The following is a 16292-nucleotide window of genomic DNA, read 5'->3' on the forward strand; positions in this document are numbered from 1 at the left end:
GCTCGTTCCCTAAGCTTCCCGGCATGCGCGACCTCCTCGAGTACCGCTCTGCGTTCCCGATCCTGGAGCACACGACCTACCTGATCAACCACTCGCTTGCGGCGATGCCCGGCAAGGCGGAGGAGCGCCTCGCCGAGTACGCGCGCATGTGGAAGGAGCGCGGCATCCGGGCGTGGGGCGAGGGCTGGTGGACGATGCCCATGACGGTCGGAGACCAGATCGGGCGCATCATCGGCGCCGCTCCCGGCTCGACCGTGATGCACCAGAACGTCGCGATCGCCGAGGCGATCGTGCTCTCCTGCTTCTTTCCGATCGACCCGGCCCGCAACCGCGTCGTCTACGAGCGGGCCAACTTCCCGTCGGTGCGCTACCTCTACCAGGCGCAGCCGGACATCGAGGTCGTCGTCTGCCAGGACGACGCGGCGATCGTCGACGCGATCGACGAGCGCACGCTGCTCGTCCCCATCAGCCATGTGCTGTTCAAGACCGGCGAGATCCAGGACGTGGAGCCGATCATCCGGCGCGCTCACGAGGTGGGGGCGCACGTGATCCTCGACAGCTACCAGTCGGCCGGCATCATCCCCTTCGACGTCACCGCGCTGAACGTCGATTTCGCGGTCGGCGGCTCGGTGAAGTGGCTGTGCGGCGGGCCCGGGAACGGCTGGCTCTACGTGCGCCCCGACCTTGCCGAGCGGCTGGAGCCCACCTTCACCGGCTGGCAGGCGCACGAGCGCCCGTTCGGGTTCGAGGAGGAGATGGACTATGCCCCGGGGGCGGCGCGCTTCCTCACCGGCACGCCCAACGTGCCCGCGCTGTACGCGGCCACCGCCGGGTACGACCTCATCGAGGAGGTCGGCGTCGACCGCATCAGGGAGAACTCGCTGCGACAGACGCAACTGCTGATCGACCTCGCCGACGCGTCGGGCTTCGAGGTGCGAAGCCCACGCGAGCCGTCGCGGCGCGGCGGCACCGTCACGGTGCACGTGCCGGAGTTTCCCGCCGTCCACAAAGAGCTCGCGGAGCGGCAGATCCTCTGCGACTTCCGGCCGGACGCGGGCATCCGCCTCGGACCCCATTTCTTCAGCAGCGACGACGAGCTGCGCTTCACGATCGAGCAGATCGGGGACATCGTCGCAAGCGGCGCCTACGAGCGCCACCTGGGGGCCGTCGCCCGCCACTGAGCGCGGCTTCCTGCCGTCGCCCTACCGCGCCGTCCGCCTCGCTCTCGGATCCCCCGTCCTAGCGATCGCCGGATGCCGTCGTCGTTCGTAGGGTACGACGGACGTCCCACCAACGCGGCGGAGGAGAACAGCATGAGACGAATCAGCAGGGCCAAGCTCACGGTCGTCGCGTTCGGGTTCGCCGGCGCCGCCCTCACGGTGGCCGCCCAGGCGTCCGACGGTGCCAAGGTGCGCCTCTGTCACGGGACGGCCTCGGCGAGCAACCCGTACGTGCTCATCGACGTGAGCGAGAGCGCTCTCGCAGGCCACTTCGACGGAACGGCACCCGGGCACGGCCGGAAGAACAACCCCGACTTCGTGCTCGCGGCCGACAGAGCCGACTGCTCGGGCGGTCCGGGCGGCGGCGGGTTCTGAGGATCTATCGGCATCGCGCCACGGGACGCCCTGCGCCGTCGTCGAGCGCCGAGCCGGCACCCTCCCGCTCCTGACCCGCCCGCCCGCCTGATCTCGAACAGGCAGGCGGCCGTCATGTCCCTGCCGCCGTCGGTGAGGCGATGGTGGTCCCGGAGACGGCCGACGTCGTGCCGGCAGGAGCTCGCGAGGGCGTTCGCCGCGAAACGGCGGACATGTCCGCCTTCACGGTTGCGCAGGCGGTAGTCGCCCGCGCCGCCGTACCCTTCCCCGGGTGGCGGGCCGCAGATGACACCTGTGTCGAGGGCGCTCGCCGGATTCATGCTCGGCGCGGCAGGGATGTTCGCGACGATGTACTCGACGCAGGCGATCCTGCCCGAGCTGTCGCGCGACTTCGGCGTGAGCCCGTCGCGGGCCGGGCTGTCGGTCTCCGTTGTCGTCGGCGCGGTCGCCCTCGGCGGCTGGGTGTGGGGGCCGGTCTCCGACCGGATCGGCCGCACGCGCACGATCCGGCTCGCAAGCCTGCTGCTCGTGCCGCCGACGATCGGGGTTGCGCTCGCACCCGGGTTCGACGCGCTGCTCGCGTTCCGCGCGCTCCAGGGGCTCTGCATGCCGGGGCTGCTCGCGGTGGGAGCCCCGTACGTCGTCGAGGCCTTCGTACCGCGAATCGGCTCCCGGGCGATGGGGTACTACGTGTCCGCGCTCGTCGCGGGCGGGCTGCTCGGGCGTCTGGGCGTGGCACTCGCCGGCTCGCTCGTCGGCTGGCGGGCGGCGATCGGCTTCCTCGTCGTCCTCCCGCTCGCCGCGGCGGCGGCGATGCGTGGCTCGCTGCCCGAGCCGCCGCCGCCCGCGCGCGGCCACGGCGCGCTCCGCCACCTGCTCAACGGCCGCCTGCTCGCCGTCGCCGTTGCAGGCGGGTCGCTGTTCTTCGCGTTCGTCGGCACCTTCACCTATGTCGTCTACCGGCTCGAGCAGCCGCCCTTCTCGTACTCGGCGGCGGCGGCGAGCCTCGTCTTCGTGCTCTGGCTGCTGGGGCTGACGGGCCCGCTGGCCGGCCGGGCCGCGGACAGGGTCGGCTGGCGCCGGCTCACCGCGCTCGCGCTGGCGGCGTCCGCCATGGGGCTGCTGCTGACGCTCTCCGACCGGCTGCCGCTCGTCGTTCCCGGGCTCGCGCTCGTGGCGGCGGCGATGTTCGCCGGCTACACGGCGACCCAGCTCGGCGTCGGCGACGCCGCCCTCGCCGACCGCGGCTCCGCGAGCGCGCTCTACTTCAGCACCTACTACGGCGCCGGCGCCCTCGGTGCATACCTCCCCGGCGTTGCGTGGGAGAGATGGGGTTGGACGGGGGTCGCGTCCGTCGGCCTGGGATCACTGGCGCTCGCAGCGGCGGCGCTCGCCGCAGCCGGCGAGCGCCGCCCCCACATCAGTGCACGATCAGGACGTCGCAGTGCGCATGTCGTGCGACGGCGCCGCTGACGCTCAGGCCGAGCAGGCGCTGCACGATTCCCGGCTCGCGCGTGCCGACGACGATCAGATCGGCGCCGCGCCCCTCCGCGAGCTCGACGATCGTGTCCGCAGGCTCCCCGAGCGCCGACACGAAGTCGGCGTCGAGCCCGTGCCCCTCGAGGATCTTGCGGGCCTGGGCGAGCTCCTCCGCGTGCAGCTCGGGAGAGTCGACCGGGTCGATGGGACCCATGCCGCGGCCGACCGGCGCCGCGAGCGGCGCCACGCTCGTGACGATCACCTTCGATCCGAACGCCTGCGCGATCGCGGCGGCGCGCTCGAGCGCGCGCTTGGCCGGCTCGGTGTCGTCGTACCCGACAACGATGGTCTTCATGCCTGCCTCCTTCTCTCGGGTGTCGACCGTAGTACAGCGCGTGCCGGCGCGACGCGCAACGGGGGAAAACCGCGGTCCGGCACGGGTTCCCCACGGGTCGCGCGCGAGCTCGGAGCGGCCTACGATGCACCCGTGAAGCGCGCCGCAGCCGACATGGACACGGTGCTCACGCGCATCATCTCGACGGTCGCTTCCAGCATCGAGCTCGACGAGGTGCTGCGCGCGGTCGTGCGGCTGCTCTCCGACGCGAGCGCCGTGCACGCGTGCTTCGTCTACCTCCTCGACGACGGCGGCGAGCAACTCGTGCTGCGGGCCGCGGGAGAGCCGTACGAGCATCTGATCGGGCGCATCGTGCTGGAGCGCGGCAAGGGTCTCGCCTGGTGGGCGGCCCAGCACAACGAGCCGGCGTTCATCCCCGACAACCTGCTCGACGACCCTCGCGTCGAATACGTTCCCGAGCTCGAGGAGGAGCGGTTCCAGTCGCTCCTCAGCGTTCCCATCGCCGCACGCGACGGCACCGTGATCGGCGTCATCAGCGCCCACACCGAGGCGCCGCGCGAGTTCACGCAGGGCGAGGTCGAGTTCCTCGTCACGAGCGCGTCGCTCGTCGCAGGAGCGATCGAGAACGCGCGGCTGTACGAGGAGATGCGCACGCGCGTCCGTGAGCTGGAGGCGATCGCGGATCTCGCCGAGGCGATCGCCGGCGCACGGTCGCTCGACGAGCTCGTGCCCGAGGTCGCCTCCCGCGCCGTCGACCTGCTGGCGGCATCCGCCTGCCACGTGTACCTGCTCGAGCCCGGGGGCGAGGATCTGACGCTCCACGCCTCCGCGCCCGCGCGGGCGCCCGCGCGGGCGACGCTCAGACTGGCCGAGCTCGGCTCGGAGCTCGCGCGCGGCGGCCGGGCGTCGCAGGTCGCGGTCCCTCTCGTCGCCGGCGACGAGCTGCTCGGCCTGCTCGTCGCCGAGGCCAGCGCCGCCGCCGATCTCGCGCGTGCGGTCGCGAGCCAGACGGCGGTCGGGATCAAGAAGATCCAGCTCATCGAGCGCCTGACGGAGAAGAACCTGATCAAGGACTTCTTCGAGGATCTCGCCGCCGGAAGGGTGGGCGCAGACGTCGAGGGCCGCGCGGCCCGGCTCGGCTGCGACTTCGACCTGCCCTACATCGTGCTCGCCGCCGATCCCGCCGACGAGGCCCTCGAGCCCGCCCTGGCGGCCCTTCTGCCGGGCTCGCTGTTCGACCGGCGCGGCACGACCCTCCGCGGGCTCCTGCGTGTCCCGGCCGCAGGGCCGGAGCGGGTCGCCGCGAGCGTCCGGCGCGTGCACGCCGCCCAGACGGCTCCCGTGGCGATCGGGCTGTCGAGCCCGTGCACGGGCATCGGCACGTTCCGCGAGGGGTTCGAGGAGGCGCGCCAGGCGCTGCTCGGCAGCACCGTGCTCAAGCGCGAGGCGTCCGTGCTCGGCTTCGACGACCTCGGCGCCTACAAGTACATCCTCCGGATCGCGCTCGAGGGCGGCATCCGCGACGCGACGATCGAGGCGGTCTCCCGGCTCGCGGACTACGACCGGCAGCGAAGCGCCTCGCTGCTGCGGACGCTCGAGGAGTTCCTGCACCGGCGCGGCAACATCAGCGCCACCTCGGAAGCGCTCTACGTCCATCCGAACACGCTGCGACAGCGCCTGCGCCGGATCGGCGAGCTCTCGGGCATCGACCTGCGCCGCGACGACTGGCTGATGGTCGAGATCGCCGTCAAGCTCGTACGGCTGCAGCTCGCGCTGGGTGCTTCCGACACACCTCCCTCGTAGAGGGTGGAGGTTCGCTCTATGTCCCCCCGGCCGCGGGAGTGATAGGAACCGCTCACCGAACGAGGAGGAGGACGAATGGCAAGCGACGCGGCCCGGCTCGAGCAGATCCGCTCGACGATCGCGGACAGGGAGATCGAGTTCATCTTCGCGCAGTTCGTGGACATGTACGGCCGGCCGAGCGCCAAGCTCGTGCCGGCGGCGCAGCTCGACTCCCTCGTCGAGGACGGCGCCGGCTTCGCCGGCTTCGCTGCCGGCGAGATCGGGCAGTTGCCGAGCGACCCGGACATCGCCGCGATCCCCGACCTCGACAGCTTCACGCCCGTCCCCTGGCAGCCGAACCTCGCGCGCTTCGCCTGCGACGTGACCGTCGAGGGCGAGGCCTGGCCGTACTGCCCGCGCACGGTTCTCCGCAACGTGCTCGCGCAGGCCGCGGAGCAGGGCTACGAGTTCAAGATCGGGATCGAGCTCGAGTACTTCCTCGTGCAGCTCAACGCGGACGGCACGATCGAGATCGCCGACAAGCGCGACACGCTCGAGAAGCCCTGCTACGACATGGCCGGCCTCACCCGCCAGTACGAGTTCCTCACGCGCGTGTCGAGGTACTGCAACGAGCTCGGCTGGGGCAACTACGCGAACGACCACGAGGACGCGAATGGCCAGTTCGAGCAGAACTTCGAGTACGCCGACGCCCTCGTCACCTGCGACCGCGCGATCTTCTTCCGCTACATGGTGCACACGCTCGCCGAGCAGCACGGCGTCGTGGCGACGTTCATGCCGAAGCCGTTCACGACTCTCACCGGCAACGGCGCCCACTTCCACATGTCGCTGTGGAAGGACGGCGTCAACGTCTTCCTCGACGAGGGCGACTCGCGCGGGCTCGGCCTGTCGGAGTGCGCCTACAACTTCATCGGCGGGCTCAAGGCGCACGCGCGCGCCTACAGCGCGCTGACGGCGCCGACGGTGAACTCGTACAAGCGGCTGAAGCTCGGCTCGACCGCGAGCGGTGCCACCTGGTCGCCCGTGTGGATCTCGTACGGCTACAACAACCGCACGCAGATGCTGCGCATCCCCGCGCCCGGGCGCATCGAGGACCGCACCGTCGACGGATCGTGCAACCCGTACCTGGCGGCGGCAGCGGTGCTCGCATCCGGCCTCGACGGCATCGCCAACAAGCTCGACGCGGGCGAGCCCAACGCGGAGAACCTCTACAGCTTCCCGTACGAGGAGCTCGTCGGCCGCGGCCTGCGCTCGCTCCCTGCGACGCTGCACGAGGCGGTGGAGGAGCTCGAGCGGGACGACGTCCTGCGCGCGGCGCTCGGCCGCACGCGCGAGAACGAGGAGTACGTCGACTACTACCTCCGCGTCAAGCGCGACGAATGGTTCCGCTACCACGAGCAGGTGACCCCCTGGGAGATCCGGGAGTACCTCACCCGCTTCTGACGCGTATGGAAGATAGCTCCATATGCGTTCGAGAAGATTGTGGGAAACGGCGCTGTTTCCAGCGCATAGTGTGAAGGCGCCGGGACGCGGCAGTAGATCTTTCGTCCATAGAAGGAGCGGGGATGTGCGGGATCGTCGGACTGTTCGCCAAATCGCCTGAGCTCGAGCAGCGTCTCGGCGTGCACCTCGCGGCGATGCTCGCGCAGATGTCCAACCGCGGCCCGGACAGCGCGGGCGTCGCCGTCTACCACGACCCGGCGCCACCCGGCTCGAGCAAGCTGACCCTCTACTCGGCCGATCCCGCACAGCAGTGGGGAGATCTCTGCGCCGAGCTCGCCGGCACCTTCGGCGCCGCGCACGAGAAGAGCGTGCGCGCCAGCCATGCCGTCGTCCTCGTCGACGCCGACGCCGGGGAGGCCGAGTCCTGGGTGCGGAGTCACCATCCCGAGCTTCGGGTCATGAGCGCCGGCACCGTGATCGAGATCTACAAGGAGGTGGGGCGACCCGAGGTCTTCGCCGAGCAGTTCCGCCTCACGGATCTGCAGGGCACGCACGCTCTCGGCCACACCCGTATGGCGACGGAGAGCCGCGTGACGACGGAGGGCTCGCATCCGTTCTCGACCGGCCTCGACCTCTGCCTCGTCCACAACGGCTCCCTCTCGAACCACAACACCCTGCGGCGCAAGCTGCAGCGCGAGGGCATCGAGTTCCAGACCGAGAACGACACCGAGGTCGCGGCCGGCTACCTCGCATGGCGGCTGCGCGAGGGCGCGTCGCTGGAGCAGGCGCTCGAGGGCTGCCTCGACGATCTCGACGGCTTCTACACGTTCGCGGTCGGGACTGCCGACGGATTCGCCGTGCTGCGCGACCCGATCGCGTGCAAGCCGGCCGTCCTCGCGGAGACCGACGACTGGGTCGCGATGGCGTCCGAGTACCACGCGATCGCCGTGCTGCCCGGCGCCGACGAGGCCCGCATGTGGGAGCCGGAGCCCGGCGTCGTGTACGTGTGGGAGAAGGCGGTCGTCTGATGGTCGCCGACGCCGCGCTCGCCACCGAGGTCGTCGACCTCGCCGTCACGCCCCTGCGCGAGCTGAACCAGCGCCTCCACGACGTGGGGCGGACGGGCGCCGGGCCGGCACGCTGGCGCATCGTCAATCCCCGCGGCGCGCACGCGGTCGCCTGCGGGCTCGATGCGGAGCTCGAGGTCGAGATCGACGGGCACGTCGGCTACTACTGCGCCGGCATGAACCAGCACGCGAGCGTGCGGGTGAAGGGCAATGCCGGCACCGGTCTCGCGGAGAACATGATGTCGGGCACGGTCGTCGTCGAGGGCGGCGCGAGCCAGTCCGCGGGCGCCTCCGCGCACGGCGGCCTGCTCGTCGTCCACGGCGATGCCGCCGCGCGCTGCGGGATCTCGATGAAGGGCGTCGACATCGTCGTGCGGGGCTCGGTCGGCCACCTGAGCGCGTTCATGGCGCAGACGGGCCGTCTGGTCGTCTGCGGCGACGCGGGCGACTCGCTCGGCGACTCGATCTACGAGGCGCGCCTCTACGTACGCGGAGAGGTGGCGGGGCTCGGCGCCGACTGCATCGAGAAGGAGATGCGCGCGGAGCACGTCGAAGAGGTGCGGGAGCTGCTCGCCCGGGCGGGGATCGACGACGCCGCCGCGGAGGAGTTCCGGCGCTACGGGTCGGCGAGGCAGCTCTACACGTTCAAGGTCGACAACGCGGGGGCCTACTGATGGCGGCGACCCTTCCGGGCGAGAGCTCTCGCGGCGGGGAGTGGCAGCCGGGCCTGCGCGAGTCGGCGCTGTTCGACCGCAACGTGATCGCCGAGATCCAGCGGGCCGCACGGGAGGGCATCTACGACATCCGCGGGTTCGGCGCCAAGCGCCGTCTGCCGCACTTCGACGACCTGCTCTTCCTCGGCGCGAGCGTCTCGCGCTACCCGCTCGAGGGCTACCGCGAGCGCTGTGACACGAACGTCACGCTCGGCACGCGCTTCGCGTCGAAGCCGCTCGAGCTGAAGATCCCGATCACGATCGCCGGCATGAGCTTCGGCGCCCTCTCCGCCCCCGCCAAGGAGGCGCTCGGACGGGCCGCCACCGAGGTCGGCACCTCGACGACGACCGGCGACGGCGGCATGACGCCCGAGGAGCGCGGCCACTCGAAGCTGCTCGTCTACCAGCTGCTGCCGTCCCGTTACGGCATGAACCCCGACGACCTGCGCAAGGCCGACGCGATCGAGGTCGTCGTCGGCCAGGGGGCGAAGCCCGGCGGCGGCGGCATGCTGCTCGGCCACAAGATCTCCGACCGGGTCGCGGCGATGCGCGACCTGCCGAAGGGGATCGACCAGCGCAGCGCCTGCCGGCACCCGGACTGGACGGGCCCCGACGATCTCGAGATCAAGATCGGCGAGCTGCGCGAGATCACCGACTGGGAGAAGCCGATCTTCGTCAAGGTCGGCGCCACGCGGACGTACTACGACGTGCAGCTCGCGGTGAAGGCGGGCGCCGACGTGATCGTCGTCGACGGCATGCAGGGCGGCACCGCCGCCACCCAGGACGTGTTCATCGAGCACGTCGGGATTCCGACGCTGTGCGCGCTCCCCCTTGCCGTGCAGGCGCTGCAGGAGCTCGGCCTCCACCGCGAGGTGCAGCTGGTCGTCTCGGGCGGCATTCGCAGCGGGGCGGACGTCGCGAAGGCGCTCGCGCTCGGTGCCGACGCCGTCTCCATCGGCACGGCGGCGCTGATCGCGATGGGCGACAACAGCCCCGACTACGAGACCGAATACCGCAAGATCGGCACCTCGGCCGGGTTCTACGACGACTGGCAGGCGGGCCGTGACCCGGCCGGCATCTCGACCCAGGACGACGAGCTCGCATCCCGCTTCGACCCCGTGCTCGGGGGCCGCAAGGTCGCGAACTACCTGCGCGTCCTGACGCTCGAGACGCAGACGCTCGCGCGCGCCTGCGGCAAGTCGCACGTGCACAACCTCGAGCCCGAGGACCTCGTCGCGCTCACGATCGAGGCGTCGCTGATGGCGCGCGTGCCCCTCGCCGGCATGCAGCTGCCGCTCATCGACGAGCTCGCGGTCAGGGTCGCGCCCCGCGTTGCGGGCGAGCGAGACCGTCCGGCCGCCCGCCGGTAGCGGCGGGCCGCCGACCCGAGCCGCTCGGCGCCGCTCGTCTCGAGGATCTCGACCGAGGCCGGTTCCGGCCCGTCTACACGACCGACGTCGACGAGCACGGCAACACCGTGGGACTGTTGTCGGCCCTAGTGGACGATCAGGACGTCACAGCGGGCCCTGCGCTGCACGTTCTCGCTCACGGAGTGGCCGAGAAGCCGCTCGACCATGCTCGGCTCGCGCGTGCCGACGACGATCAGATCCGCCCCATTCGCCTCGGCGACCTCGACGATCGCCTCCGCCGGGTCGCCGACCGCCTCCACGAGCTCTGCCTCGACGCCCATCTTCTCGAGGAGGGAGCCCGCGTTCCGCAGGTCGGAGCCGTCGTCGCGACTCTCGCCGCCGATCAGCACGGGAACGACGCTCGTCACCACGAGTCGCGCACCGTAGCGGCGTGCCATCTCACCAGCACGCTCGATCGCACGGTCGGAGGGGTCGGACTCGTTGTAGCCGACGACGATCGTCTTCATCAGGTCTCCTTTCGGGGTCACACCGAACTATCGAGGACGCCGCGGCGCTGGTGATCGGGGAAACCCCCGGTTCGTGCGCGCGGCTCTCTACTGACTCTGTGCGAGCGGCACGTCGTGGTCGCTGTCGCCCAGGCCGAGCGACCGGCGGAGCTCGGAGCCCCAGTTCGGGTGCCGCCCGATGCAGGTCGGGCAGACGCGCAGCGCGGCACCCTGGAGCCCGGGATGGTCGATCACGGCGCCGGGTGGGAGCACGAGTCGCCCCCACGCAGCGCCCGAAAGCAGGCCGTCGGCCTGCTTTCGGTTGCAGAGAGCGCAGTGAAGGTAGAGCCGGGCCAATGACTCGTGCTCAACCCCAAGGGCCGATGAAGGGGCCACCGCGGTCGGTCAACAGGATCGCGACGACGACGACGACGCACAGGAGCGAGAGGCCGATCATGAACGGCGCGACCCGGCTGTCCTCCTTCTGCTGCGGGGGGAAGTCGATCTGCTTGCCTGCCAACGGATGATCCTCCTCTCTACGCCGCGCTCGGCGGGGTGGGCTCGACTGGGCCGAGAGCGCCCGAAGCGCGAAGCGCGGCGGCCTGATGCTCGAGCTTGCCGTTCTCCATGGTCACGAATCCGATCACGGCTGCGACCATGAGGATGATTCCGAGCACGGTGAGGATGTAGGTGCCGGTCGAGTTGGCGCCGCCCCAGGTCCAGAACTCGGCGATGTCCTCGCTCCACTTGTCGTAGGGGAAGCTGTTGAACATCGGGCCTCCTTATGCTCCGACCTTGACGGTCTGTTTGCGCGTAGCCGAGTGGTAGGCGTCGAGCAGGATCGGCGCTGCCTCGACCTCGTCGCCGTCGGGCGTCACGATCACCTCCGGCACGCGCTCGAACTCCGGGTAGAAGTCCTGCTGGAACTCGGCCAGGTCGAGGCCCTCGAGCTCGACCTCCGGCGGCACGCGCAGCAGGTTCAGCTTCTTCAGCACCCAGCTGAGGACGTACCCGGGCAGGAAGGCGAGCGGCAGGAAGGCCATCATCCCCATCAGCTGGCCGCCGAACGAGACGGGGATGTTGTTGATCCCCGTGGGGTATCCGCCCGCGAAGATGCCGACGAGGAAGACGCCGTAGAAGCCGCAAAACCCGTGCACGGCGACCGCGCCGACGGCATCGTCGAGCCGGAGCTTCTTCTCGATCCAGGTGCCGACCCACACCGCCAGCATGCCACCGGAGGCCGCGAGGAGGTAGGCGAGCGACGGATGATAGACGTCGGCGCCGGCGGAGACGGCGATCACGCCCGCAAGGCCGCCCGACAGCGTCCAGAACGGATCGCCCTTGCTCGCGAACCAGGCGCCGGTGAACCCTCCGGCGAACCCGATCGTGATCACCATTGCGATCGCCCCGAGCGTCGTCGGCGAGAGATAGATGTTGAGCCAGCCCGGGAAGACGGTGGACTGGATCACGAGACACGCTGCGTAGAAGCCGTAGAAGCCCGTGAAGATCAACATCAGCCCGAGCAGCGTCATGTGCGTGTTGTGCGGTCTGAAGCTCCTTGCTCTACCCGCGACGTCGTACTTGCCGATCCGTGGGCCGAGGTTGAGCAGGACACCGAGCGTGAAGGCGCCGGCCACGCCGTGCACGACGAGAGACGCGATCGCGTCGTGGAAGCCGAAGCGCGTCACGAGCCAGCCGCCGGAGCTCCATCCCCACGCCGCGTCCATGATCCACACGAACGACCCGAGCACGATCGTCAGCATCAGATAGGCGGAGAGGCGGACACGCTCGATGAGCGCTCCCGACATGATCGAGCCGGTTGTCCACGAGAAGAGGAGGAAGGCGAGGAAGAAGACGAGGCTGACGTGATCCTGGAGATTCGGCCCCAGGCCTGCGCTCCACGGCGCGGTCAGGCCGCAGAATCCCGGCAGAGCGTCCGGGCTTGCGTGCCCGCTCTTCGGCCAGCCTTCCTGGAAGCAGCCGTACACGTACCAGCCGAAGTAGTAGAACGTCGGTGTGACCACGGCGATCGTGAGGATGTTCTTCATCGCCGTCGACATGACGTTCTTGCGCCGTGCGATGCCTGCCTCGTATGCCATGAAGCCGGCGTGGATCAGCCACATGACAACGACCGTGAAGAAGTAGAACTGCTCGGTCAGGATCTGCGAGTCGAGCTTGATCTGCCTTTCGAGATCCTGAATTGTCGTCTCCGCGAGCAACGACATCAGCGACGAACCCATGCGCCCTCCCTCAGGCCGCTTCGGCTAACGAGAGCCGAGCCTACGAAACGCCGTGTCGGGCATCTATGGGGAGCCGGGCTATCGTTGACGGGCAGCATGTGGAGGTTTGTTACATAGCCGTGGAGGGCTACGGCTCGAGCACCGCGCCGGTTCGCCCGTCGACCCGCACGACGCGGTACCGGGTCGGATTGCCGTCCGCGTCGACGTCGTAGAGCGAGACTGCCCACACCGCGCGCGGAGGGATACCCTGCTGGACGAGGCGGATCTGCATCCGATCCGGGGTGAACGAGACCGCGGCCCGGGCGATCTTCTCGGCCTGTTGCTGCGAGACGGTGCGATCGGACGACGCGCAACCTCGTGCGACGAGGAGCGCGGCGAGCAGTACGATGCCGACCGCAGCGAGCCGGAACGCCCAGCTGTCGCGGAGATCGCGCCGGGCGCTATCCACGCGCCTGGCGTCTGCGGACGACGACATAGCCACGCAAGAGCAGATAGCCGACGAAATGTGTCATGAGCACGAGCAGGAGCCACCAGAACCACCACACGTAATGCGGCCGTAGCTCGCGCAGCTCGATCACCGTGAGATAGAGCGCGACGGCGAGCGTGAGCACGAGCACCCACGGTGCGTAGCCGAGCAACAGGAAGACGAGCACGAGCGCATCCTCGGGCAGCGGGCGTCGGCGCGCAAGGGGCCGGGCGTGCAGAACCCACCCTCGTGTCCGCCCGGGAGATCGCGGCGGCGCCGGCCTCGATCTCTTCGGGTCAGCTCCAGGGATAAGGCGAGTTCGAGACGGGGTGCAGGTCGCCCGTCGCGAAGCGCTCGAAGCGGAACGGGTACAGCAGGCTCGAGTGCTCGCCCTGCAGTACCTTCGCCACCTCGCGCCCGACGCCGATCATCTTGTAGCCGTGGTTCGAGTCGAGGATCGCGTAGACGTTCGGCTTCAGGTAGTCGAACACCGGGAAGTTGTCGGCGCTGAACGAGCCGACGCCGCCCGAGCGCGCCTGCTTGTAGAGCGGCCGGCAGCCCTCGAAGCGCGCCATCGCGTGGGAGAGCGCGGCGCACCACATGTCGGGGAAGCCCGGGTCGACGTCCGTGGTGGAGGGGTACGGGTCGAGCTGCACGTCGCCGTCGACCGTGAGCGGCGAGGCGCCGCCCTGCACGCCGTGGCGGTCGCGCTTGAAGTAGATGCCCCAGAGCTCGTCGGTGACCAGCTTCCCGTCGTCGCCGGTCAGGGGCGCGTCGGTGTCGAGGTGGATCACGGGCGGGGCGCCGCCGTCGGCCGTCGCGAACATGAGCGGGTCGACCGTGATCTCGCCCTCCTGCAGGTTCCAGTACGTCCACATGCGCACGTCGTGCCGCACGTCGCCCGCGGGCGTGCGCACGTCGATCGTGTCGGGCAGCCCGAGCATGCGCCAGAAGTGCTGGGCCCACGGGCCGGGCGCGATCACGAGCTGCTCGCCGATCGCGATGCGGCCGTGGTCGGTCTCGACCGCGGTGGCGACGTCGCCGGCGCCGAGCTCGATCCCCGTCACCTCGACGCCGGAGAGCACGGACACGCCCGCGCCGGTGCACTTGTCGACGAGCCCCTGCACCGACTCCTGGTTGAACGCGAAGCCACCCTGGTGCTCGTGCAGGCAGACGGTGACGCCGCGGGCGCGCCAGTCGGGGAACAGCTTCCGCATGTGCGCCGTGACCGCGCTCTCGCCCACGATCAGCTCCGAGCGGTAGCCGATGCGCTCCTGGCGCTCGAACACGGCGACGAGGTCGCTCTCCTGCGCCTTCGGCCCGAGCGCGATGTAGCCGACCGGGTTGTAGTGGTAGGCGGCCGCGTCCGACTCCCACACCTCGACGCAGGCCTGCATGAGCTCGCTCATCGCCGGCTGGAAGTAGTTGTTGCGCACGACGCCGCAGGCGATGCCGGACGCGCCGGCGCCCGGGCGGGCCTTGTCGAGCACTACGATGTCCGCGCCCGACCCGGCACCGCGCGCCTCGAGCTCCCCGGCGAGGTGGTAGGCGGTCGAGAGACCGTGGATGCCGGCGCCGACGACGACATACTGAGACGAAACGGGGATCATGAGTAATTGCCTCCCGGGCAACAGTGTGTCAAAATAAGACCCTATAACCGTACCATGGCCCGCACCGGATCTCCAGCCACCCGTCACGTCGCCGCCGTCGAGCGGGCGGTCGCCGTGCTCGACGCGCTGGTCGGCGGCGAGCTGGGGACGAACGAGGTGGCACGGCGCACGGGCCTCAACGCGAGCACCGCCTCGCGCCAGCTCGCGACCCTGGTGGCGGCGGGTCTCGTCGCGCACGTGGAGGAGACGGGGCGCTACAGGCTCGGTCCGCGGCTCGTCGAGCTCGGCAACGCCGCCCTCGCCGGGCTCGACGTGCGCGATCTCGCGCGCCCGCACCTGCGGGCGCTGTCGCACGCGACCGGGGAGACCGCCACCCTGTCCGTGCCCGGAGATCCCGACGCGATCACCGTCGACTTCGTGCAGAGCCCGTCGTCGGTGCAGAGCGTCGCGCGGCTCGGTCGCCCGAGCGTCGCGCACGCGACGGCAACCGGCAAGGTCGCGCTCGCCTTCGGCGAGGTGGAGCTGCCGCCGGGAAGGCTGCGGCCCTACACCGCGCGCACCATCACCGACCGTGCGGCGCTCGCGCGCGAGATCGCCGTCGTGCGGGAGCGCGGCTACGCCGTCGCGCTGAGAGAGCGGGAGGACGACCTCAACGCCGTCGCCGCCCCGGTCTGCGACAGCCGCGGCGACCTCGTCGCCGTCATCGGCGTGCAGGGGCCGGCGTCCCGCTTCACCCCCGCTGCCATCGACGCCTCGCTCCCCGTGCTGCGCGAGCGCGCCGCCGCGGTGTCGGGCGCGATCGGCGGCGACGGCGCAGAACCGTGATCACGAGGCGAGGAGCGCGATCCCGGCGGCGACGAGCGCCGCGCCGGCGAGGCGCGAGCGCGTGACGCGCTCGCGCAGGAGGGGAGCGGCGAGCGCGGTCGCGAGCACGACGCTCGTCTCGCGCACGGCCGCGACGGAGGCGGCCGAGGCGCGCTCGAGCGCGGCGAGCACGAGAGCGTAGGCGGCGAACGTGGCGAGACCGGCGAGGACGGCGGGGAAACCGAGCTCGGCGCGGACGCGCGCCCGTCCCTTGACGAGCAGCACCGTGCCGGCGTAGCCGATCGTCGCCGGGATCATGCTCAGCTCGAGGTAGGTGATCGGCGCGGCGTAGCGGATGCCGTGCTTGTCGAGCAGGGTGTAGGCGGCGATGCAGGCCGCGATTCCGAGCGCGAAGGCGAGACCCCCGGAGCGGGAGGGCCGGCGCAGGCCGCGCACGAGGAGGACACCGGCGGCGACGAGGAAGACCCCGGCCACCTGGGCGGCGGAGGTCGCCTGAGCGAGCGCGGTGCCGCCGACGACGAGCACGAGCACCGGCGCGAGGCCGCGTGCGAGCGGGTAGACGAACGACAGCTCGGCCTTGCGGTAGGCGGTCGCGAGGAGCGCGAAGTAGATGAGCTGGAGGACGGAGGTGACGGCGATGAACGGCCACACGCGCGCGTCCAGACGCCACGTCGCAGCCGTCACCGGCGCGAACGCGACGACCGCCGTGACGAGCGCGATCGCCGTCGCGCTCTCGGGGTCGCGCGCGCGCGCGAGCAGCAGGTTCCAGAAGGCGTGCAGGAACGCGGCGGCGAGCGCGAGCAGGAGAGCGGGGAGCGGCACCACCGGGCAGGTTAGGCTATTC

At 70.6% G+C, this 16292-nt stretch carries 19 protein-coding genes; 9 read left to right on the top strand and 10 right to left on the bottom strand.

Features of this window, described 5'->3' with window-relative positions; genetic code table 11:
- Positions 1–23 precede the first annotated feature (23 nt).
- The 3 genes from Gocc_RS02595 to Gocc_RS02605 all read left to right on the top strand — a co-directional run bounded on the left by Gocc_RS02595 (position 24) and on the right by Gocc_RS02605 (position 3068).
- Positions 24–1181 (top strand): aminotransferase class V-fold PLP-dependent enzyme, encoded by a 1158-nt coding sequence (locus Gocc_RS02595; RefSeq protein WP_114794952.1) that lies wholly within the window; start codon positions 24–26, stop codon positions 1179–1181.
- A gap of 132 nt (positions 1182–1313) precedes the next feature.
- Positions 1314–1595 (top strand): hypothetical protein, encoded by a 282-nt coding sequence (locus tag Gocc_RS02600; protein ID WP_147281162.1) that lies wholly within the window; start codon positions 1314–1316, stop codon positions 1593–1595.
- A 285-nt stretch (positions 1596–1880) separates the two neighbouring features.
- Positions 1881–3068 carry an MFS transporter gene (locus Gocc_RS02605; RefSeq protein ID WP_114794954.1) on the top strand — a complete coding sequence of 396 codons (1188 nt, stop codon included), beginning with the start codon at positions 1881–1883 and terminating at the stop codon, positions 3066–3068.
- Here Gocc_RS02605 and Gocc_RS02610 read toward each other — a convergent pair.
- The gene (locus Gocc_RS02610; protein WP_114794955.1) at positions 3016–3429 is read right to left on the bottom strand and encodes a universal stress protein; all 414 of its coding nucleotides are present in this window, start codon (positions 3427–3429) and stop codon (positions 3016–3018) included. The two genes, Gocc_RS02605 and Gocc_RS02610, sit on opposite strands and share 53 nt — an antisense overlap.
- Positions 3430–3561: 132 nt before the next feature.
- Here Gocc_RS02610 and Gocc_RS02615 point away from each other — a divergent pair, with 132 nt between their 5' ends.
- The 5 genes from Gocc_RS02615 (at position 3562) to Gocc_RS02635 (ending at position 9822) form a co-directional block, all read left to right on the top strand.
- Complete coding sequence (locus tag Gocc_RS02615; protein WP_114794956.1) at positions 3562–5232, top strand: GAF domain-containing protein; 1671 nt, start codon at positions 3562–3564, stop codon at positions 5230–5232.
- A 75-nt stretch (positions 5233–5307) separates the two neighbouring features.
- Positions 5308–6672 carry a type III glutamate--ammonia ligase gene (gene glnT, locus Gocc_RS02620; protein WP_114794957.1) on the top strand — a complete coding sequence of 455 codons (1365 nt, stop codon included), beginning with the start codon at positions 5308–5310 and terminating at the stop codon, positions 6670–6672.
- A gap of 122 nt (positions 6673–6794) precedes the next feature.
- Positions 6795–7700, top strand: a complete 906-nt coding sequence (locus Gocc_RS02625; RefSeq protein WP_114794958.1) for a class II glutamine amidotransferase — start codon at positions 6795–6797, stop codon at positions 7698–7700.
- Positions 7700–8413: a GltB/FmdC/FwdC-like GXGXG domain-containing protein gene (locus Gocc_RS02630; protein WP_114794959.1), complete on the top strand. Its 714-nt coding sequence runs from the start codon at positions 7700–7702 to the stop codon at positions 8411–8413. Before Gocc_RS02625 ends, Gocc_RS02630 begins: the two co-directional genes overlap by 1 nt.
- Positions 8413–9822, top strand: coding sequence for an FMN-binding glutamate synthase family protein (locus Gocc_RS02635; RefSeq protein ID WP_114794960.1), 1410 nt, complete (start codon positions 8413–8415; stop codon positions 9820–9822). The genes Gocc_RS02630 and Gocc_RS02635 overlap by 1 nt, the downstream gene beginning before the upstream one ends.
- A 125-nt stretch (positions 9823–9947) precedes the next feature.
- Here the strand turns inward: Gocc_RS02635 and Gocc_RS02640 are convergent, their stop codons facing one another.
- The 8 genes from Gocc_RS02640 to Gocc_RS02665 form a co-directional block, all read right to left on the bottom strand.
- Positions 9948–10328, bottom strand: a complete 381-nt coding sequence (locus Gocc_RS02640) for a universal stress protein (RefSeq protein WP_114794961.1) — start codon at positions 10326–10328, stop codon at positions 9948–9950.
- 87 nt (positions 10329–10415) lie between these two features.
- Positions 10416–10580, bottom strand: coding sequence for a hypothetical protein (locus tag Gocc_RS15920; RefSeq protein WP_181813302.1), 165 nt, complete (start codon positions 10578–10580; stop codon positions 10416–10418).
- Positions 10581–10674: 94 nt separating this feature from the next.
- Complete coding sequence (locus Gocc_RS15925) at positions 10675–10827, bottom strand: hypothetical protein (protein WP_181813303.1); 153 nt, start codon at positions 10825–10827, stop codon at positions 10675–10677.
- Positions 10828–10843: 16 nt separating this feature from the next.
- Positions 10844–11080 carry a hypothetical protein gene (locus tag Gocc_RS02645; RefSeq protein ID WP_114794962.1) on the bottom strand — a complete coding sequence of 79 codons (237 nt, stop codon included), beginning with the start codon at positions 11078–11080 and terminating at the stop codon, positions 10844–10846.
- 9 nt (positions 11081–11089) lie between these two features.
- Positions 11090–12547: an ammonium transporter gene (locus Gocc_RS02650; RefSeq protein WP_114794963.1), complete on the bottom strand. Its 1458-nt coding sequence runs from the start codon at positions 12545–12547 to the stop codon at positions 11090–11092.
- A gap of 127 nt (positions 12548–12674) precedes the next feature.
- Positions 12675–12995: a PepSY domain-containing protein gene (locus Gocc_RS02655; RefSeq protein ID WP_114794964.1), complete on the bottom strand. Its 321-nt coding sequence runs from the start codon at positions 12993–12995 to the stop codon at positions 12675–12677.
- Positions 12988–13200 (bottom strand): hypothetical protein, encoded by a 213-nt coding sequence (locus Gocc_RS02660; RefSeq protein ID WP_114794965.1) that lies wholly within the window; start codon positions 13198–13200, stop codon positions 12988–12990. Before Gocc_RS02660 ends, Gocc_RS02655 begins: the two co-directional genes overlap by 8 nt.
- A 109-nt stretch (positions 13201–13309) precedes the next feature.
- The gene (locus Gocc_RS02665) at positions 13310–14623 is read right to left on the bottom strand and encodes an NAD(P)/FAD-dependent oxidoreductase (RefSeq protein WP_114794966.1); all 1314 of its coding nucleotides are present in this window, start codon (positions 14621–14623) and stop codon (positions 13310–13312) included.
- Between the two features lie 54 nt (positions 14624–14677).
- Here Gocc_RS02665 and Gocc_RS02670 point away from each other — a divergent pair, with 54 nt between their 5' ends.
- Positions 14678–15448 carry an IclR family transcriptional regulator gene (locus Gocc_RS02670; protein ID WP_114794967.1) on the top strand — a complete coding sequence of 257 codons (771 nt, stop codon included), beginning with the start codon at positions 14678–14680 and terminating at the stop codon, positions 15446–15448.
- Here the strand turns inward: Gocc_RS02670 and Gocc_RS02675 are convergent, their stop codons facing one another.
- The gene (locus Gocc_RS02675) at positions 15449–16270 is read right to left on the bottom strand and encodes an EamA family transporter (protein WP_147281163.1); all 822 of its coding nucleotides are present in this window, start codon (positions 16268–16270) and stop codon (positions 15449–15451) included. It abuts the gene before it with no gap.
- Between the last annotated feature and the right edge of the window lie 22 nt (positions 16271–16292).

This window comes from Gaiella occulta (assembly GCF_003351045.1).
Taxonomy (GTDB): Bacteria; Actinomycetota; Thermoleophilia; order Gaiellales; family Gaiellaceae; genus Gaiella; species Gaiella occulta.